Annotated in this window: 19 protein-coding genes; 2 read left to right on the top strand and 17 right to left on the bottom strand. The window is 36.4% G+C overall.

Features of this window, described 5'->3' with window-relative positions:
• Positions 1 to 340: 340 nt before the first annotated feature.
• The 4 genes from sigF to AZF04_RS11660 form a co-directional block, all read right to left on the bottom strand.
• A complete protein-coding gene (gene sigF / locus AZF04_RS11675) occupies positions 341 to 1,114 on the bottom strand; it encodes an RNA polymerase sporulation sigma factor SigF (RefSeq protein WP_061948872.1) in 774 nt (257 codons plus the stop codon).
• 12 nt (positions 1,115 to 1,126) lie between these two features.
• On the bottom strand, positions 1,127 to 1,570 hold the full coding sequence (spoIIAB, locus tag AZF04_RS11670; RefSeq protein ID WP_061948871.1) for an anti-sigma F factor: 444 nt from the start codon (positions 1,568 to 1,570) through the stop codon (positions 1,127 to 1,129).
• A complete protein-coding gene (spoIIAA, locus tag AZF04_RS11665) occupies positions 1,571 to 1,921 on the bottom strand; it encodes an anti-sigma F factor antagonist (RefSeq protein ID WP_061948870.1) in 351 nt (116 codons plus the stop codon).
• Positions 1,922 to 2,040: 119 nt separating this feature from the next.
• Entirely contained in the window at positions 2,041 to 3,171 is a 1,131-nt protein-coding gene (locus AZF04_RS11660) for a D-alanyl-D-alanine carboxypeptidase family protein (protein ID WP_061948894.1), read from the bottom strand.
• A gap of 246 nt (positions 3,172 to 3,417) precedes the next feature.
• Here AZF04_RS11660 and AZF04_RS11655 point away from each other — a divergent pair, with 246 nt between their 5' ends.
• Complete coding sequence (locus AZF04_RS11655) at positions 3,418 to 4,200, top strand: alpha/beta hydrolase (protein WP_061948869.1); 783 nt, start codon at positions 3,418 to 3,420, stop codon at positions 4,198 to 4,200.
• Between the two features lie 120 nt (positions 4,201 to 4,320).
• Here AZF04_RS11655 and AZF04_RS11650 read toward each other — a convergent pair whose 3' ends face one another.
• The 9 genes from AZF04_RS11650 to AZF04_RS11610 form a co-directional block, all read right to left on the bottom strand.
• Complete coding sequence (locus AZF04_RS11650) at positions 4,321 to 4,743, bottom strand: organic hydroperoxide resistance protein (protein ID WP_045488314.1); 423 nt, start codon at positions 4,741 to 4,743, stop codon at positions 4,321 to 4,323.
• 120 nt (positions 4,744 to 4,863) lie between these two features.
• The gene (locus tag AZF04_RS11645) at positions 4,864 to 6,165 is read right to left on the bottom strand and encodes a pyrimidine-nucleoside phosphorylase (protein ID WP_061948868.1); all 1,302 of its coding nucleotides are present in this window, start codon (positions 6,163 to 6,165) and stop codon (positions 4,864 to 4,866) included.
• A gap of 18 nt (positions 6,166 to 6,183) precedes the next feature.
• Positions 6,184 to 6,999: a purine-nucleoside phosphorylase gene (locus AZF04_RS11640; RefSeq protein WP_045488367.1), complete on the bottom strand. Its 816-nt coding sequence runs from the start codon at positions 6,997 to 6,999 to the stop codon at positions 6,184 to 6,186.
• Positions 7,000 to 7,053: 54 nt separating this feature from the next.
• Positions 7,054 to 8,235, bottom strand: coding sequence for a phosphopentomutase (deoB, locus tag AZF04_RS11635; protein WP_061948867.1), 1,182 nt, complete (start codon positions 8,233 to 8,235; stop codon positions 7,054 to 7,056).
• Positions 8,236 to 8,399: 164 nt separating this feature from the next.
• Complete coding sequence (gene xerD, locus AZF04_RS11630) at positions 8,400 to 9,290, bottom strand: site-specific tyrosine recombinase XerD (RefSeq protein ID WP_061948866.1); 891 nt, start codon at positions 9,288 to 9,290, stop codon at positions 8,400 to 8,402.
• Between the two features lie 21 nt (positions 9,291 to 9,311).
• Positions 9,312 to 9,539 carry a YqzK family protein gene (locus AZF04_RS11625; RefSeq protein WP_045488325.1) on the bottom strand — a complete coding sequence of 76 codons (228 nt, stop codon included), beginning with the start codon at positions 9,537 to 9,539 and terminating at the stop codon, positions 9,312 to 9,314.
• A 155-nt stretch (positions 9,540 to 9,694) separates the two neighbouring features.
• Positions 9,695 to 10,180 carry a ferric iron uptake transcriptional regulator gene (fur, locus tag AZF04_RS11620; RefSeq protein WP_061948865.1) on the bottom strand — a complete coding sequence of 162 codons (486 nt, stop codon included), beginning with the start codon at positions 10,178 to 10,180 and terminating at the stop codon, positions 9,695 to 9,697.
• Positions 10,181 to 10,296: 116 nt separating this feature from the next.
• On the bottom strand, positions 10,297 to 10,938 hold the full coding sequence (gene spoIIM / locus AZF04_RS11615; RefSeq protein ID WP_061948864.1) for a stage II sporulation protein M: 642 nt from the start codon (positions 10,936 to 10,938) through the stop codon (positions 10,297 to 10,299).
• A gap of 74 nt (positions 10,939 to 11,012) precedes the next feature.
• The gene (locus AZF04_RS11610) at positions 11,013 to 11,564 is read right to left on the bottom strand and encodes an NUDIX hydrolase (protein ID WP_061948863.1); all 552 of its coding nucleotides are present in this window, start codon (positions 11,562 to 11,564) and stop codon (positions 11,013 to 11,015) included.
• 151 nt (positions 11,565 to 11,715) lie between these two features.
• On the opposite strand from AZF04_RS11610, the gene mciZ reads away from it, so the two are divergent.
• Positions 11,716 to 11,904 carry a Z-ring formation inhibitor MciZ gene (gene mciZ / locus AZF04_RS21940; protein ID WP_082795334.1) on the top strand — a complete coding sequence of 63 codons (189 nt, stop codon included), beginning with the start codon at positions 11,716 to 11,718 and terminating at the stop codon, positions 11,902 to 11,904.
• Here mciZ and AZF04_RS11605 read toward each other — a convergent pair.
• The 4 genes from AZF04_RS11605 to AZF04_RS11590 form a co-directional block, all read right to left on the bottom strand.
• Entirely contained in the window at positions 11,835 to 12,932 is a 1,098-nt protein-coding gene (locus AZF04_RS11605) for a DUF3866 family protein (protein ID WP_061948862.1), read from the bottom strand. The genes mciZ and AZF04_RS11605 overlap by 70 nt on opposite strands.
• A gap of 252 nt (positions 12,933 to 13,184) precedes the next feature.
• Positions 13,185 to 13,712, bottom strand: coding sequence for a TlpA disulfide reductase family protein (locus AZF04_RS11600; RefSeq protein ID WP_061948861.1), 528 nt, complete (start codon positions 13,710 to 13,712; stop codon positions 13,185 to 13,187).
• Between the two features lie 208 nt (positions 13,713 to 13,920).
• On the bottom strand, positions 13,921 to 15,480 hold the full coding sequence (locus tag AZF04_RS11595; RefSeq protein WP_061948860.1) for a flotillin family protein: 1,560 nt from the start codon (positions 15,478 to 15,480) through the stop codon (positions 13,921 to 13,923).
• A 3-nt stretch (positions 15,481 to 15,483) separates the two neighbouring features.
• On the bottom strand, positions 15,484 to 16,014 hold the full coding sequence (locus AZF04_RS11590) for a hypothetical protein (RefSeq protein ID WP_061948859.1): 531 nt from the start codon (positions 16,012 to 16,014) through the stop codon (positions 15,484 to 15,486).
• Positions 16,015 to 16,677: the final 663 nt, after the last annotated feature.

Raw genomic sequence — 16,677 nt, 5'->3', positions numbered from 1 at the left:
GATGTAATAGAAAAAGGAGGATGAGAGCATACTCATGAACGAATGTTTCCTCACAAGTTAGTGCCAGGCTGTTCGCTCCCCCAATACACTTCTCTTTTGATTGGGAGCTGCAGAATGAACTTTTTTAAAAGTGAATTTTGGCAGGGTCACTTATTCCCACTGAAGTCTCCGTGCCTTGTGTCCACTAGCTTACGCCTTTCACAGGGAATCTACCCTTTCAAAAAAAAACCCTCCTTTTCACAGTAAGGAGGGTTCATGGATCGTTCTTGATGTTTGCATCCATTACACATCATTTCAATTTTCTCTCATATGGTGTGTCCAGGGCTCTTTTTCCGCTTTTTTATTTCTCTACTTCTTCTGTCATCACTAATTTCATTTGATCGAGGATTTTCTTTTCTAGTCTTGAAACTTGGACTTGAGATATACCCAATCGCTCAGCGACTTCCGACTGTGTTTGGTCTTTATAATATCGCAAATAAACAATAAGTCTTTCCCTTTCTTCCAAATCTCTTATTGCTTCCTTTAAAGCAATTTTATCGAACCATTTGCTTTCTGATTGGTCGGCAATTTGGTCGAGTAACGTAATAGGATCTCCGTCATTTTCATATACAGTTTCATGAATGGAAGATAGCGACTTATTAGCCTCCGCTGCAAAAACCACTTCTTCAGCAGGAATCTCTAAATAAGAGGCAATTTCTTGTACAGTCGGTACTCTCCCTAACGTTTTCGTTAAATCATCCTTTACTTTTCTCACCTTATTGCCAAGCTCTTTTATAGAACGACTAACTTTCACAGTCCCATCATCTCGTAGAAACCTTTGTATTTCACCGATAATCATAGGAACTGCATAGGTAGAGAACTTAACATCATAAGATAAGTCAAACTTATCAACTGATTTAATTAAACCAATACATCCAATTTGAAATAAATCCTCTGGATCGTACCCACGATTCATGAAGCGCTGAACCACGGACCATACTAAACGGGTATTTCGATTAACAATTTTGTCTCTAGCTTCTTGATTTCCTAATTGACTTTCTTCAATTAACTTTTTCACTTCTTTATCGGACAATGGCGCTTCTTTCTGTTTAGATTGTTTAACCTCTACATCCATTGGCAAAACCCCTTAATTACAAACTGCTTTGCTTTTAGTTAGGTGTTTTTTCAGAAAAATAGTGGTTCCAATCATCGGTTCCGAATTGATATTTATTTCGTCCATGAAGTTTTCCATAATTGTAAAGCCCATTCCTGATCGTTCTAACTCAGGCTTTGATGTAAATAAAGGCTGTCTAGCTTCTTCAATATCTGTAATTCCCATTCCCTCATCACGAATAGTTAATTCAATTGTCTGCTCATCTATAACAGCATGAATATAGACCATTCCATCAGGATTATTATGATAGCCGTGAATAATTGAATTCGTGACAGCTTCTGATACGACCGTTTTCATTTCAGTCATTTCATCCATTGTCGGATCTAATTGGGCAATAAAAGCTCCTACTGTTACCCTTGCAAAAGATTCGTTTTCGCTTTTAGCAGAAAAGCGAATCTCCATTTCATTTTTGTTCATTTAAGCCACCCCCAAGGTTTGAAGTGCAAACTGCTCATTATCTTCTAAACGAATAATCTTAAACAATCCTGAAAGTTCAAAAAGTCTTTTAACCGCAGGTGAAATCGAACAAACGACCATCTCTCCGCCCAAACTTTTCACATACTTGTAGCGTCCTAAAATAACGCCAAGACCTGAACTATCCATAAATGTAAGCTGTTCTAAGCTTAACACAATATGCTTAATTTGAGTTTGCTTTATCTTCTCTTCAACTTGGGTACGCAGTGTTTCTGCTGTGTGATGATCAAGCTCTCCTTCTAGACGTACAAGTAAAACAGATCCCTTACGTTCTAAATCAATGAATAAGCTCACTATTTTCAACTCCCTTTTGCTTTACTATAAAAACCTTTAGAGAGTAGTTCGCTTCGTTCATTCATAACACCTGCCACCTGACAAAACTAGATCAATTTCGAAAAAAGTAGTGGAAAATTTTAATTTCCTCCAAATTTCGAGAAAACTCTTTTGAATAATTGCCACCACGAAGCAGATTCGACATCATCCGCTGCAACTAGAGGGGATTCACTTAAAATCTTGCCATCTTGTTCTAAAATCAGCGTCGCTACTTGCTCTCCTTTTTGAATAGGCGCTCTTAACTCATCATTCCATTTTATTCTTTCAACGACTTCATCCACCGATTCACCTTTTTTGGTCAAAAGAGAAATAGATTCACTTGTTAAAACAGAAACTACCTTTTTATCCCCTTTTATGATTTCAATTTCACCCATTAATTGATCTTTTTCATACATAGGATGAGTCATATATTGACTAAACGAATAATCAAGCATCTCTGTAATCTGAGAATTTCGTTCTTTTGGTGTTGGCGCACCCATCACAATCGAGATGACCCTCATTCCATTTTTTTCAGCAGTAGCAGTTAGACAGTACATAGCCTCTTTTGTGAAACCGGTTTTCAACCCATCTACTCCATCATAAAATTTGACCAGCTTATTCGTATTTACTAACCAAAATTCTTTATCCGTACCCTTTCTTAAATAATCTTCATAAATACTCGTGAATTTTGTAATATCTTCATACTTTAATAGCTCTTTAGAAATGACAGCTAAATCATGAGCAGTCGTATAATGATTTTCGGCTGGTAATCCATTTGAGTTGATAAAATTTGTATTTTTTAACCCTAATTCTTTTGCTTTATCATTCATTAATGAAACAAATTCTTCTTCTGTACCCGCAATATGCTCTGCCATCGCGACAGATGCGTCATTACCTGAGGCAACCGCTATCGCTTTTAACATTTCGGTAACAGTCATTTCTTCACCCGGTTCTAAAAAAACCTGTGACCCTCCCATAGAAGCTGCATTCTCACTTGTTCTTACTTTTTCATCATAGGATAAAGTCCCATTATCAATTCGCTCCATAATAAGGAGCATAGTCATAATTTTAGTCATGCTCGCAGGTGGTAGCTGTTCATGACTATTCTTTTCAAATAAAACCTGTCCTGTATCTCTTTCAATGACGATAGCTGATGCTGATTGCTCTGCTAATTGAATTTCTCCTGTTTGTTCGTTTGCATACGTATTCGTTCCAAAAAAGCTTGTCATCATTAAACATAGTAATACCGACACTGTTATTTGTTTCACTTATATAACCTCCATCTAATTCTTTCAATAATTAGGACGTTGATCGTAGCTCACGTCACCATATAATTTCATTTTATTTTTTCCATATTTCCAACTCTTTATACGAATAAAGGAGAAAGTATTAGTTGCACAAATTGAAAGGATTCTTTATAATGAGTGTTAATACCAAGTAAATTAATAGGAATACAATACATTGAAGGTGTGAATGATATGCAAAATACTTGTTTTGAATTACCTGTTAATGACCAACAACTATCTATTTCCTTTACATCACCTAAATCAACTGTCCAGCCATTTCCACTGATTATTTTCACCCACGGTTTTGCAGGTAACAAAATCGGTGAGCATCGCCTATTTATTAAGGCTTCACGCTTTTTTGCTTCTCAAGGCTTTGCCACCTTGAGATTTGATTTTAGTGGTTGTGGTGAAAGCTCTGGAGATTATGGTGAGGTGACACTATCGAAACAACTAATAGAATTAAAAGAGATTATTCAATATGCTCAAACATTAGAAGAAATCGACCAGAAACGAATCATCTTATTAGGACATAGTTTGGGAGGTGCGATAAGTGCTTTAGTAGCCGCCGATTTTCCATTCATACAGGAGGTCATTCTATGGTCAGCTGTTAGTGACCCTTATGAAGAGCTACTATCCATAACAGGAAAAGACGCTCAAGAAATAGCTTACTTAAATGGTGAATATGATTTTAATGGATTCATATTAAGTAAGCAGTTTTTCCAAGATTTAAAACATCATAATCCGCTTAAAAAAATGGAGGAATTCAAAGGGAAATTAATAGCCTTACATGGCGATCGTGATCAAGATATTTCATCATTAAATCTCGAGAAATATAAGCTAGCCTTTTTAGCCAATAACGAACCCGAAAGATTTTGTGGAAGCTGGATTCCTTTTGCTGATCACACCTTCACGAATACGAATTGGGAACAGCTATTAATACAAAAAACACATGAATACTTGTTAAAAACCTCTTAATTTAGTAGGAAAATGGACCTTGAGAACATTAAATCTTTTTGGATGAACATATACAAAAAAGAGTCGGAAGCTAAAGCTTCTCGACTCTTTTTCTTAATCGGTTTATAAAATCCAACCCTATTATTTTGTTTTGACATTTAGTGTCACATCTACATTCCCAGCAGTTGCTTTGGAATATGGGCAGAATTGATGTGCCTTATGAACAAGCTCTTTTGCTTCATCGTCGGAAACTCCTTGGACTAGAGCATTTAGAGTTACAGCTATTTTGAAGCCTCCATCACTTTCATCCTTAACCAATGATACTTCAGCTTCGATTTCTGACTCTATTTCTTTTTTGGCTTTTTGAGCCATTAAGTTTAGGGCACCATCAAAACAAGCAGAATACCCAGCTGCAAAAAGCTGTTCTGGATTTGTAGCATCGTTTACTTCTTGTCCTTTTTTAGGCATCGCTAATTTAAAATCAATTACGCCGTTATCTGATTTTACATGCCCATCTCTACCACCATGTGCTTTAGCTTGTGTTTTTAAAATTACATCTGCCATTTTTATTACCCCTTCCATATTATATTTCCTTTTATCTATTCACCTTTTGGTTATCATTTAAACATCGATTCCAAACATTAAAGAAATATAATAGAAAGTTAGTAACATCATTTGAAAGCTTTAATGAATCGTGTCATAAATAAGAGGATTTTGTTCAACCTTGTCATTAATCATTGTATAGGCTTCTTTTACAATACTTTTTACCTCTTCGACCTGTTCGTTATTGCTGTGTAAAGTAGCTAAAGCTTGTCCTGCCTCTACGTAATCTCCGATTTTTTTGTGGAGCTCAATTCCAACAGCCAAATCAATGGAAGAATCTTTTGTTGCGCGGCCTGCTCCTAATTTCATCGCAGCCGTTCCAATTTTATCTGCCGTTATCTTTTCCACATAACCTGATTTTTCCGCTAACACCTCAACTAAATGTTTCGCTTGCGGCAATTTGTTCGTATCATCTACAACAGAAGGGTCACCACCCTGAGCTTCTAGGAAATTTTTTAATGACTCAATCGCTTTTCCATTTTCTATTACAGATTGGATTTGTTTTTTAGCATCCGCTAAATCTTTAGCTTTGCCCGCTAAATAAACCATTTGACTTCCTAACTCCAAACAAAGCTCATGTAAATCCTTCGGCCCCTCTCCTTTGAGTAACTCAATGGCTTCACGAATTTCTAAAGCATTTCCTACTGTTCGTCCTAAAGGTTGATTCATGTCCGATATAATCGCTACCGTTTGTCTACCTAATTTTTTACCAATTTCGACCATTGCTGTTGCAAGTTCATTTGCTTGGTCCACTTCTTTCATAAAAGCTCCAGAACCAACTTTTACATCTAAAACAATAGCATCAGCTCCCGAAGCAATTTTTTTACTCATAACCGAGCTAGCTATTAAGGGAATGGAATTAACCGTACCCGTCACATCTCTTAAGCCATATAATTTCTTGTCTGCAGGCGTTAAATTGGCCGTTTGACCTACTACCGCTAATTTATGTTGATTCACTTGCTGAATAAAGTCATTGGTTGTTAATTCCACACTAAATCCTGGTACAGATTCTAGCTTGTCAATCGTACCACCCGTATGACCTAAACCACGACCAGACATTTTCGCCACTGGTACACCTAAAGCTGCAACTAGAGGGGCTAAAGCGATCGTTGTTTTATCGCCGACTCCACCTGTGGAGTGTTTATCTACTTTTATTCCTTCAATAGAGGATAAATCAAGCTGATCTCCTGATTCGACCATCGCCATCGTTAAGCGTGCACGCTCTTTGGCATTCATATCTTGAAAATAAATGGCCATCGCTAAAGCAGATATTTGGTAATCAGGTATTTCATCTTTTGTATACCCTTGAATGATAAAGTTAATTTCTTCGTCTGTTAATGCCTGTCCATCTCTTTTCTTCTCAATAAGATCGACCATCCGCATGTTTAACAACTCTCCTTTTTAAATCATTTCTCTAATAATACTTTTTACAAGCTCCATAAAGTCTGCTTTCACAGCTTCCGTTGTCTCGATTACTTCAGAATGAGTCAAAGGCTGAGGTAAAATACCTGCTGCCATATTAGAAATACATGATATACCTAAAACCTCCATATTACTATGGCGGGCAACAATGACTTCCGGAACTGTTGACATACCTACTGCGTCTCCACCTATTGTTCGAATCATCCGAACTTCTGCAGGTGTTTCATAACAAGGACCTGTATTGGCAACATAAACCCCTTCTTGCACATTTAATTGTAGCTTTGCAGCTTCGTTTTTCGCTAAGCTCCTAAGCTTCTCTGAATAAGCGCTAGACATATCAGGAAAACGCTCACCTAATTCAGGGTCATTCGCTCCCATTAAAGGATTTTGATACATATTGTTAATATGATCAGAAATAATCATTAAGTCTCCTGCATTAAAATCCGTATTTACACCACCAGCTGCATTCGTTACGATTAATTGCTCGACTCCTAAAGCTTTAAATACTCGAACTGGGTAAGTAACAGCTTCTAAGGAATACCCTTCATAATAATGAAAGCGACCAGACATCGCGATAACACTTTGACCCTCTAATTCTCCAAAAACGAGTTGACCAGCATGTCCAGCTACAGTTGATATTGGAAAATGCGGAATGTCTTGATACGGAACTTTAATCGAATGTTGAATTTCATCTGCAAGTACACCTAATCCAGAACCTAAGATTAAGCCAATTTTCGGCTTCTTAATTCCTCTTTTACTTAATAATTCTAACGTTTCTTCAATATGCTGCTTCATTACCACACGTATTCCCCCTAATATATTTTCTTAACCTTCCTAGCATGCCTTTTCTTACTCAATATCCTGTAAAAAGCTTTTCCCATATTCAGGTGCTTTCACATTAAAATTATCTGCAATAGTTGCTCCTATATCGGCAAAGGTATCTCTAATACCTAAGTAACTTCCAGATTCTAAATCCTTTTTATATACGAGTAATGGAACAAATTCTCTAGTATGGTCGGTCCCTTTAAATGTTGGATCATTACCATGATCAGCTGTGATGATGAGCAAATCGCTTTCATTTAATAGATTTAAAACCTGACCAAGTTGAACATCAAACTGCTCCAATGCCTCCCCGTAGCCTATCGGGTCTCTTCTATGTCCATATTTCGCATCAAAATCAACTAAATTTAAGAAAGCCAATCCATTAAAATCTGTTTTCATAACTTCAATTAATTTTTCCATTCCATCATCATTAGATATCGTACGTATCGATTTCGTAATACCTTCTCCGTCATATATATCAGATATTTTCCCTAAGGAGAGAGAATCGTATCCTCCATCTTTTAACTCATTCATCACGGTTCTCGAGAAGGGCTTTAAAGCATAATCATGTCGATTAGCTGTTCTCTCCCATTCTCCTTCCGTTCCTACAAAAGGTCTTGCAATAATTCTTCCTAAACGGTATGGAGGCTTTAAGGTCAGCTTTCTTGCTTTCTCGCAAATGTCATACAATTCTTCAAGTGGAATGACGGATTCATGAGCTGCAATTTGAAGCACTGAATCAGCAGATGTATATACAATAAGCGCTCCTGTATCAACATGCTCTTGCCCAAGTTCTACTAATATTTCTGTTCCAGAAGCTACTTTATTTCCAATTATTTTTCGACCTGTTGCTTCTTCAAGCTGTTTAACTAAGTCGTCAGGAAATCCTTCTGGAAATACTTGAAATGGCTCCTTAATATTTAGACCCATTATTTCCCAATGTCCAGTCATTGTATCCTTACCGTTAGAAGCCTCTTGCATTTTACCAAAATGAGCAATCGGTTCCTGACCTTTTGATATTCCTTCAATTGGTTCAATATGACTCAAGCCTAATTTTTCGATATTAGGCATATGTAAGCCCTTCATTTCTTTTGCGATATGTCCTAATGTATGAGCTCCAACATCCCCAAATTGTGCTGCATCTGGGGCTTCACCTATTCCTACTGAATCTAATACAATTAAGAAAATTCTTTTAAAGTGCTGATTCATCTTTTTCCTCCTTATTAACCCCATTTGATGAAATGTTTTGTAGTGTTAATTGTTCCATCAAATGTGACTTCTATAATACTATACCCACCCACCTACCATTTTCATCATCCATTATTCGTCAGAAGTCTGACCTCTTAATCATAAAAAACGCCTTGCTTCGTTTTTTATGCCCGTGGATGATACTTTGAATAAACATCTTTTAATCTTGTTTTTGTCACATGCGTATAAATTTGTGTCGTTGAAATGTCTGCATGTCCAAGCATTTCTTGTACAGCTCTCAAATCCGCACCATTTTCTAATAAATGCGTAGCAAATGAATGTCTTAATGTGTGAGGTGAAAGCTCTTTTGTAATTTTTGCATCATTTGTCAGCTGTTTTAGTATCTTCCAGAACCCTTGTCTAGTTAAAGGGCGACCAAAGTGGTTCACAAACACATAGTCGTGCTGCTGATTTTTTTTTAAGACTCCTCTAGAGTGCTCTAAATAATGTTGAATAGATTCTGTAGCCATTTTCCCCAATGGAATAATTCGTTCCTTTTCTCCTTTTCCAATACAACGAATAAACCCCATTGATAAGTGAAGATCGCTTAATGTTAATTGTACCATCTCAGTTACTCTTATCCCCGTTGCATAAAGAAGCTCTAGCATTGCTTGGTTTCTCAGCTGTAAAGGTTTTGAGCCCTTTGCGACGGTAAGTAAAGCTTCTACTTCTTCTAAGTTCAGCACTTTCGGTAAACGTTTGACAGGCTTAGGAATTTCAATTAATGCACTAGGATCTTGATTTAAACGCTGCAATCGAAGATGATATTGATGAAAGGCTCTTATTGAAGAGAGCATACGAGCTATTGAACTATCTGCTTTTCCTTCGTCTCTCAAGAAGTATAAAAATTGGCGTACCGATTCTCGCTCAACATTTTGAAACGAATGAACATCTTCTACCTTTCTAAGAAAGTGAACATAGCTTTCTAAATCACGCTTATAGGATTGAATCGTATTATCGGCTAAACCACGTTCAATTCGAATAAAATCAATAAATTGCTCGACTAGCTTCAACAAAGTGCATTCGCTCCTAATTATTTATTCACCAAGTCGATAAAACCACATTAACCTTTCGGCCATCGATTCAGGCGTATCTCCATTCATTTGAAATACTTTTACTGCTTTGCCAGCAGGTTCATCGTAGCGATGTAAACTATCATATTCTTCGCTTATCCATAGAATACCATAATAAAATAGGGCTGTGCATCCCGTAAATAGTAGAAAAACCTTTATAGTATGTAAAAAAAGATGTAATGTCGCCTTCAATGATAACCACTCCTTTTGAACAAAATTGGACCACTGTAACTAAGTGCTCTTCCTATTGTTACAAGCTATGCCAAAAACCCCTCTATTTATACCGAATGTTCAAAAAAAGTTCAAGCAATGAAAAAAGTCTTCCATCTAATTAGAAGACTTTTTGGTTATACAGTTTCTGCGTTTTGAGATTCATTTTTATTTTCTTTGTTTCCTTTACTGTTACAACGATAGCATATTCCATGAAATGTTAAGCGATGATCCTTTATACGAAAATTAAAATCGCGTTCTACAATCGCTTCTACATCTCCTAAAAGATCTTCCTGTATTTCATCCACTGACCCACACTCAATACATACTAAATGATGGTGGAAATGGGCCGCTCCTTCTTGTCGAAGATCAAACCTTGAAACCCCATCACCAAAATTGATTTTGTCAACAATTTTCAAGTCTGCAAGAAGCTCTAATGTTCGATAAACAGTAGCTAGACCAATCTCTGGTGACTTTTCCTTAACGAGGAGGTAGACATCTTCAGCACTTAAATGATCTTCCTCATGCTCCAATAACACCCGAACAGTTGCCTCTCTTTGTGGTGTTAATTTATAGCCCTGCGAATGTAAGTGCTTCTTAATTCGTTCTAAACGCTTCTCCATCACAATTGCCTCCCCTCTAGCTAATAACCTTCTTTCATTATAATCAGCTAAAAAAAATGTGTCAATCGATAATCATTATTAAGTAGAAAAATAAAATGGTTATTTAATAATAATAATTATAGAGAATAAGTAATAACCATTCTCATTAAAGAAGGAGAAAGATATCCTTCAATAACGGCAGCAAAAGCAACCGCTGCTCCAACACATAAAATTAACAAAGAATAACGCATAAACATAGGAAAGATTGGAACGGCGTATTGTTTTAAAAATTGCTGTCTTATTAAGCGAATACAAAAAGCAGCACTCGTTGCTCCCACAATAATAAAAGCTGGGATTAAAATGAAATTTTGAGGCATGATACTAGCAAATGAAAGCAAAAAACCATGAAACCCTAATTGATTAACAAGAAATCCGACTGTAAATCCAACTACGACACCCTTTAGAAATAAAATGACAAATATAATAGGTAAGCCTATGATAGATAAGCCTAATAACCACATTAGTCCAATATATTTAGCATAGTGAATAAAGCTTTTACTAAATATATCCGAAGATTCAGCAACGTGGCCATTAGATACTTGTCCAAAAAATTGTGTTAAATACATATATAAATCATGCTTTTGTGTAAGACTCATGCTATTAACAATAATCGCACCAAAAATAATCCCCATAATAAAAAGAACGATTGTAAAAACATAGATGGACTTATTTTCTTCCAAATGTGCAGAAATTAAATCCTTCAGATTGGTTGTTCTCATCTTCATCCTCCCTCTCTACTCTACTTCATAAATCTATTCTATGAAAAGAAAAGGAAAACTATGACGGCCATCTATTAATTTGATTTTTTTGCTTCTAGTAACCCTTTTACGTAGGATACCGCATAAATCGTTTTTGCATCATGTATCTCTTCATTGTCTATCATTTGTTCAGCTTCTTCTAAACTAACTTCTAATAGATCTAAAAATTCATCTTCATCTGGTTTTCTTACTCCTGTTGTTAAATGTTCAGCAAAATATAGATAGATTTTCTCATCAGCAAAACCTGGTGAAGTATAAAAAGACACGATATATTCCAAACTAGTCGCATGGTAGCCCGTTTCTTCTTCTAACTCTCTGTTCGCACAATCTATAGGTTTCTCACCAGCATCTAGCTTACCTGCAGGTATCTCTATTAAAATCTTCTCTAAAGCCTTTCGATATTGACGAACCATAATAATCTTGTGATCTTTCGTAAGAGCTATTACCCCTACCGCTCCTGGATGTTTTACAATTTCTCGACTACTAGTATTTCCGTTCGGTAATTGAACTTCTTCAACCTGCAAATTGATTATTTTACCCTTATAAATTTCTTTTTTTGAAATGGTTTTTTCTATTAAATGATCCATAAGCCCCATCCTTTGTTCTAAATTTCTATCTATCTACATATGAGTTTAACACAGGCTCTGGCTTCTTAAATAGAAATTCGTGACAAGCTTTTTGTAAAAAGGCCATCACTATTGAATGGAGAAGGAAAAAATGCTGAAAGGTATGATATAAATGAAAATTTATGTTCACGAACAGGGTGTTCAAATCACTGGAAAGGCTTGGGAGGTTTTAGCTAAATTAAAAGAAGCCAATAAACATTTTGAAACAGTAAAGGAATGGCGTGATAGTGTTCACTCCGTTCGCCCTAAACTTGTTAATGTAGATTGTACAGCTGCTAAAAAAAAGCTTGGGTCCTCTTGAGCACTTTTCCCCATGGATAAGATGTGATCATCATAATGAGTTAAAGCAGCTTCTAATAAATTTTCTGTTTTATTTTCTTTCGACCATTTAAATTGATGAGATACAATAGTACGGTGTGAGTCTTCCATTTCTGAAATTTGTTTTTTTATCTTTTTCTCCTGTTTATCTTTCAATGGCGGAAAAGGAAGTAAGGAAGGAGCATAGGTAAAATGAAAGAGACTCGTTAAAGTATGATGGCTGATGCCGTAATGTCTAGAACGCTTCTCAGCAAAAGATATTCTTGGGATCCAAACAGGAACTCCATTCATTGCCCCTACCGTATTTGCCCAATTTGCCTGTTGTAGGCCTGTGAATCCAAATTTTGTTCCTGTACCTACCCCCCCTGGTCCGACCCCAATGATAATCAAATCAGCTTGTAAATAATGCTTGGCAAATAGTAGCGCGTTTTGTAAAGTCGTTGCCTCATATGTACCACCAAATGCTTGACCAATTGTTATCGAAGATACTTGGTTATCTTGATGCAGCTTTTGCATATGGTGACTAACTGCTAAAGGTAAAGCGGCTTGGTCGTCTATGATAAAAATCATATTACTAGATGAACTCACTTCTTTCACTACACCCCATATAACTGGTAGCATACTATGCAGCTCTGCAAGTAAAATAAACTGTTTTTCTAAATGGCTTTGTTCTTTATTTAAATTTTTAAAGAAAGAATAATATTGACTCTCAGGAGAATCAATGGCAGATATACTATGTTGCAACGGTGTATACCTCAACTTCATAATATGCCCTTTTAATGAAGAGGAGTTTGAAATAGAATGAGGAGCTGTTACTATATCAAAGCCACCTGTTCCTAATCGTAGGTTAGTTGCAGTAACATTAATCGTAATGATGTCATTTGGTTTTACAGAGTGAAAAAAGGTTTTATAAAGAATCGCTTTTCGGCTGAAACCGTCTGTCTCTAGCCATTGAATCTGCTCATCTTCGAACAATATTGATAACACTTGTACTTCATCTACATTATACAAACCCTCACTCTCCTCCATAAGATTTCTTTATTCATTATATTGACGATTTCTTCTTTCAGACTCTTTTTTTGATAAACTAAGCGTGTATTTTGTAAGGGTAAAATATGTTGCATCAAAATTTAGCTGCTTTTTTGTTTGTCACGATATGGCTCTTCGCTGTCATAGCACTCTTTCGGCAAAAGTGCTTTGAACAAAAAAACGCCTTTGAGAACGATCCTCAAAATGCGTTTTGTCTACGGTCTGAAAGTAGCTTTAGCTACTTTCATTTACATAGTGCTGTATACTATTTTCCAACATCTCATAATTAACTTCTCCCTTAAAAATATCATCAATGATTCCTTCATCATTAATAATATAAGTCATCGGGAAATTCATTGGTTGATATTTCTCATAAACGACGCCTTCGGAATCAAAAAAAACAGGTAATGTTAAACCAATTTCTTCAATAAAATTAGGAGCATCATTTAACGTTCTTTCAAACGTTTGCATATTAACCGTTATTACTTCAATATTGGATTCTTGGTAATCCTCAGCAAAATCCATTAATTCAGGCATCTCATCGACACAAGGCTCGCACCAAGATGCCCATAAATTTAGAATAACCACTTTATCACTATAATCACTCAATCTCTCAATTCCATCCTGATTACTAGGTAAGGTAAAATCATAGGCAATATCACCAATGGAGTGACCAACCTCAGCAGTATCTGTCAAAACAAACGTTAAGACAATACTAAGCAGAGCAATGATCATAATGATTAACGTTAACCTTCTCTGCATGATGAATCAACTACCCTTCTTGTTCGTCGTCCTACCCAATTATATGAAATAATAGAAGCTATCTGCAAGACACATCCTGTTTATTTTGTTACAAAATTAGCAATATCCCTTTTTTCTATTAGAAATTCAAGCAAAAAAGCCATCTCTTCATGCACCAAAACGGTCCATAAGAAAATGGCTATTTACTAAAACCTATTTAGAGCATCAATTAAGAGGCATCCTCATTTGTAGTAGCTGGAGTACTTGGCTCTTCTGACTTTTGATTTTTAATTTCTTCTGTAAGACCATCAATTGAATTTCTAACATTGGCTTTTCCAGAGAAGTTTTCAATCAATTCTTTTACATCAATTCCCGAAGACTCTTTTAGAGTAGTTTGTAGAGTCGACATTAAATCCGTTGCATATGAAGTAACTCGATTTGCTCCACTACCTTCTCCCTTACCACCTGTATCGACAACCGTAATTTTTTCAATATTAGAAAGTGGGCTAGCAACTTCTTTTGCATAGGAAGGAAGCATGTTTAAAATCATGTCTAACATAGCAGCTTGACCATACTTCTCAAATGCCTCTGCTACTTTTTCTTTTGCCTCGGCTTCTGCTAAACCTTTCAGACGGATAACCTCTGCCTCACTTTCACCTCTAGCTTTTTGAGCTTCTGCTTCCGCTAAACCATCGTATCGAACTTTTTCGGCATCTGCTTTTGCCATTGCTTCAATACGATACTTTTCGGCATCTGCTTCGGCAATTTGTTTGCTTTTTGCTGCTGCAGCTGCTTGCTCAACAGCATAACGATCTGCATCTGCTTTTTTCTTAACTTCAGAGTCGTATTGACGCTCTCTTCTTTGAATCTCTTTTTCTTCTAATTCAATTTGCTTTTGACGTTCAATAATTTGAATTTGCATTTGTTGCTCCGTAACTTCTTGTCTCGAACGTGCTTCTTCTAAGTGATACGATTGATCGGCTTTTGCTTTCGCACGTTCTTGCTCCGTTCTAAATTCTGCTACTTTTAATTGATTGGTCTTCTCTGCTTCTGCAATTTCTGTTGCACGCTCTAATTCAGAACGCTGTGCTTCTTTGTTAGCTTCAGCCTGCTTAATTCTAGTTTCTTTATCAGCTTCAGCTGTTGCAATATCTGCGTCTCTTTTGATTTGTGCTATTCTTGGTTTCCCTAGTGATTCTAAATAGCCATTATTATCTCTAAGGTCTTTTATCGTAAAGGAAACAATGATTAAACCCATTTTTGCTAAATCCTGAGAAGCAACTTTTTGTACTTCCTGAGAAAAACGTTCTCGATTTTTATATATTTCCTCTACAGTCATAGAACCTAAAATGGAGCGTAAATGACCTTCTAGTACTTCTTTCGCTTCCTGCTCACGTTCTGATTTAGGCTTTCCTAAAAATTGCTCCGCTGCTGTTGCAATTTCACCTATAGAGCTTCCTATTTTTATAATAGCAGTTCCATCAGCAATAACCGGTACACCTTGCTCGGTATAAACTTCAGGAGTTTGCACATCTAATTTACTAGATAATAAAGATAAAGGCTCTGCTTGTTGGAAAACAGGTAATACAAACGTACCACCACCTCGTACGATTTTAATACGATTACCCACTGCATCTGTATTCACATTTTTAGTGCCTAAATAACTCCCTGTTACAATTAAAGCTTCATCTGGTCCAGCTGTGCGGTATTTAGTAATAAAGACAGCAATTAAAGCAATGACAATAGCTACAGCAAGACCTATCACGATAAAAATTGTATCAATTCCCATTCATTAAACCTCCCTATTTTCTAAGCTTTTTCTTTCTGACACGTACAGAACACCTAACTTGACGTCTATGACAATGATTTCGAGTCCTTGGCTAATCAAATCACCATCGAAGCTTTTAGCCGACTTTGAAATATGGCCACTATGATTCTCAATTAAAACCTCTCCAAAGCCATCTTCTGGTATGGAGGTAATGACCGTTCCTATTCGACCTTTCAAATCCTCTTCGCTATACCCTAATGTTGAATCTGCATTTGATAAAGGAATTAAAATAAAGACATTCAGCATGGTTACTAGTAATAATGAAGCCCCTGCTGATAAGAAAATAATGACAAAAGAGTCGATAGGAAAGAATCGTTCTAACAAGTAGCCAGACGCGCAAAAGAAAGTAACAAAAGATAAAATTAGCGTTGGATTGAAGATCCCATCAAGAAATCCAAATAGTCCATCTAGAATATCACTGAGTAATATATAGATAACTGTAAGTACAGCTCCAATAATCAGACCGTAAAAATAAAGTTGTTGGATATCTTCCATAGGTCACTCCTCCTTACATATGGCTTTGTCAATCTAAGCTTATTCTCTTTTTATGAGATTAGCTATGTATGAGCGCTACCCTCCTTTTTAAAAAGTGTGAACAATCATCTATACGTTATAGTTTAAAAAATGTTTCAATTTTTCACAATGTATTTTTTTGTTTTGGTGCATGTTTTATTTAACAAATTGAATAATGTTTAACCAATCATTAAATAATTCAGCTTATGTGGAAAAATCACATTGTAATGAATGAATAAAAATATGAACATGTAGGGCTGGGACAATACACATGAATGAAGAACTCCACATGCTAGAGACCCGGCTTTTCGCTCCTCTAAGACACTCAGCGTCCGGTGGGTTAGCGTCAGACTACCTTTCTTTAAAAGTGGATTTGGGCAGCGACTCTTCATCCCACTGCGTTCGGAGGTGCTTTGTGTCCGCTAGACTTCATCTTTCATAAAGAATATATCCATTCAACAGAGAGACTGTGACAATACTCACGAATGAATGATTCCACACCTGATAGGTGCCCAGCTGTTCGCTCCCCCAAGACACTTCGCGTCCTGAACTGCACCCCTATTGTTGGACAGTCATCTAAACAATAGGGGTGTTTGATTGTGAGAAAAAAGTTTACAAGTGTAGAAAAACATGAAGCGGTTAAAC

It is taken from the genome of Alkalihalobacillus trypoxylicola (assembly GCF_001590785.1).
Taxonomy (GTDB): domain Bacteria; phylum Bacillota; class Bacilli; order Bacillales; family Bacillaceae_D; genus Alkalihalobacillus; species Alkalihalobacillus trypoxylicola.
This window is presented reverse-complemented; position numbering and strand designations above follow the sequence as displayed.

Coding starts and splice junctions, on each gene's coding strand:
- sigF (WP_061948872.1), bottom strand. CDS start 1,114: ATGGATGTAGAGGTTAAACAATCTAAACAGAAAGAAGCGCCATTGTCC.
- spoIIAB (WP_061948871.1), bottom strand. CDS start 1,570: ATGAACAAAAATGAAATGGAGATTCGCTTTTCTGCTAAAAGCGAAAAC.
- AZF04_RS11660 (WP_061948894.1), bottom strand. CDS start 3,171: ATGATGACAAGCTTTTTTGGAACGAATACGTATGCAAACGAACAAACA.
- AZF04_RS11655 (WP_061948869.1), top strand. CDS start 3,418: ATGCAAAATACTTGTTTTGAATTACCTGTTAATGACCAACAACTATCT.
- AZF04_RS11650 (WP_045488314.1), bottom strand. CDS start 4,743: ATGGCAGATGTAATTTTAAAAACACAAGCTAAAGCACATGGTGGTAGA.
- AZF04_RS11645 (WP_061948868.1), bottom strand. CDS start 6,165: ATGCGGATGGTCGATCTTATTGAGAAGAAAAGAGATGGACAGGCATTA.
- AZF04_RS11640 (WP_045488367.1), bottom strand. CDS start 6,999: ATGAAGCAGCATATTGAAGAAACGTTAGAATTATTAAGTAAAAGAGGA.
- deoB (WP_061948867.1), bottom strand. CDS start 8,235: ATGAATCAGCACTTTAAAAGAATTTTCTTAATTGTATTAGATTCAGTA.
- fur (WP_061948865.1), bottom strand. CDS start 10,180: ATGGAGAAGCGTTTAGAACGAATTAAGAAGCACTTACATTCGCAGGGC.
- spoIIM (WP_061948864.1), bottom strand. CDS start 10,938: ATGAGAACAACCAATCTGAAGGATTTAATTTCTGCACATTTGGAAGAA.
- AZF04_RS11610 (WP_061948863.1), bottom strand. CDS start 11,564: ATGGATCATTTAATAGAAAAAACCATTTCAAAAAAAGAAATTTATAAG.
- mciZ (WP_082795334.1), top strand. CDS start 11,716: ATGAAAATTTATGTTCACGAACAGGGTGTTCAAATCACTGGAAAGGCT.
- AZF04_RS11600 (WP_061948861.1), bottom strand. CDS start 13,712: ATGCAGAGAAGGTTAACGTTAATCATTATGATCATTGCTCTGCTTAGT.
- AZF04_RS11595 (WP_061948860.1), bottom strand. CDS start 15,480: ATGGGAATTGATACAATTTTTATCGTGATAGGTCTTGCTGTAGCTATT.
- AZF04_RS11590 (WP_061948859.1), bottom strand. CDS start 16,014: ATGGAAGATATCCAACAACTTTATTTTTACGGTCTGATTATTGGAGCT.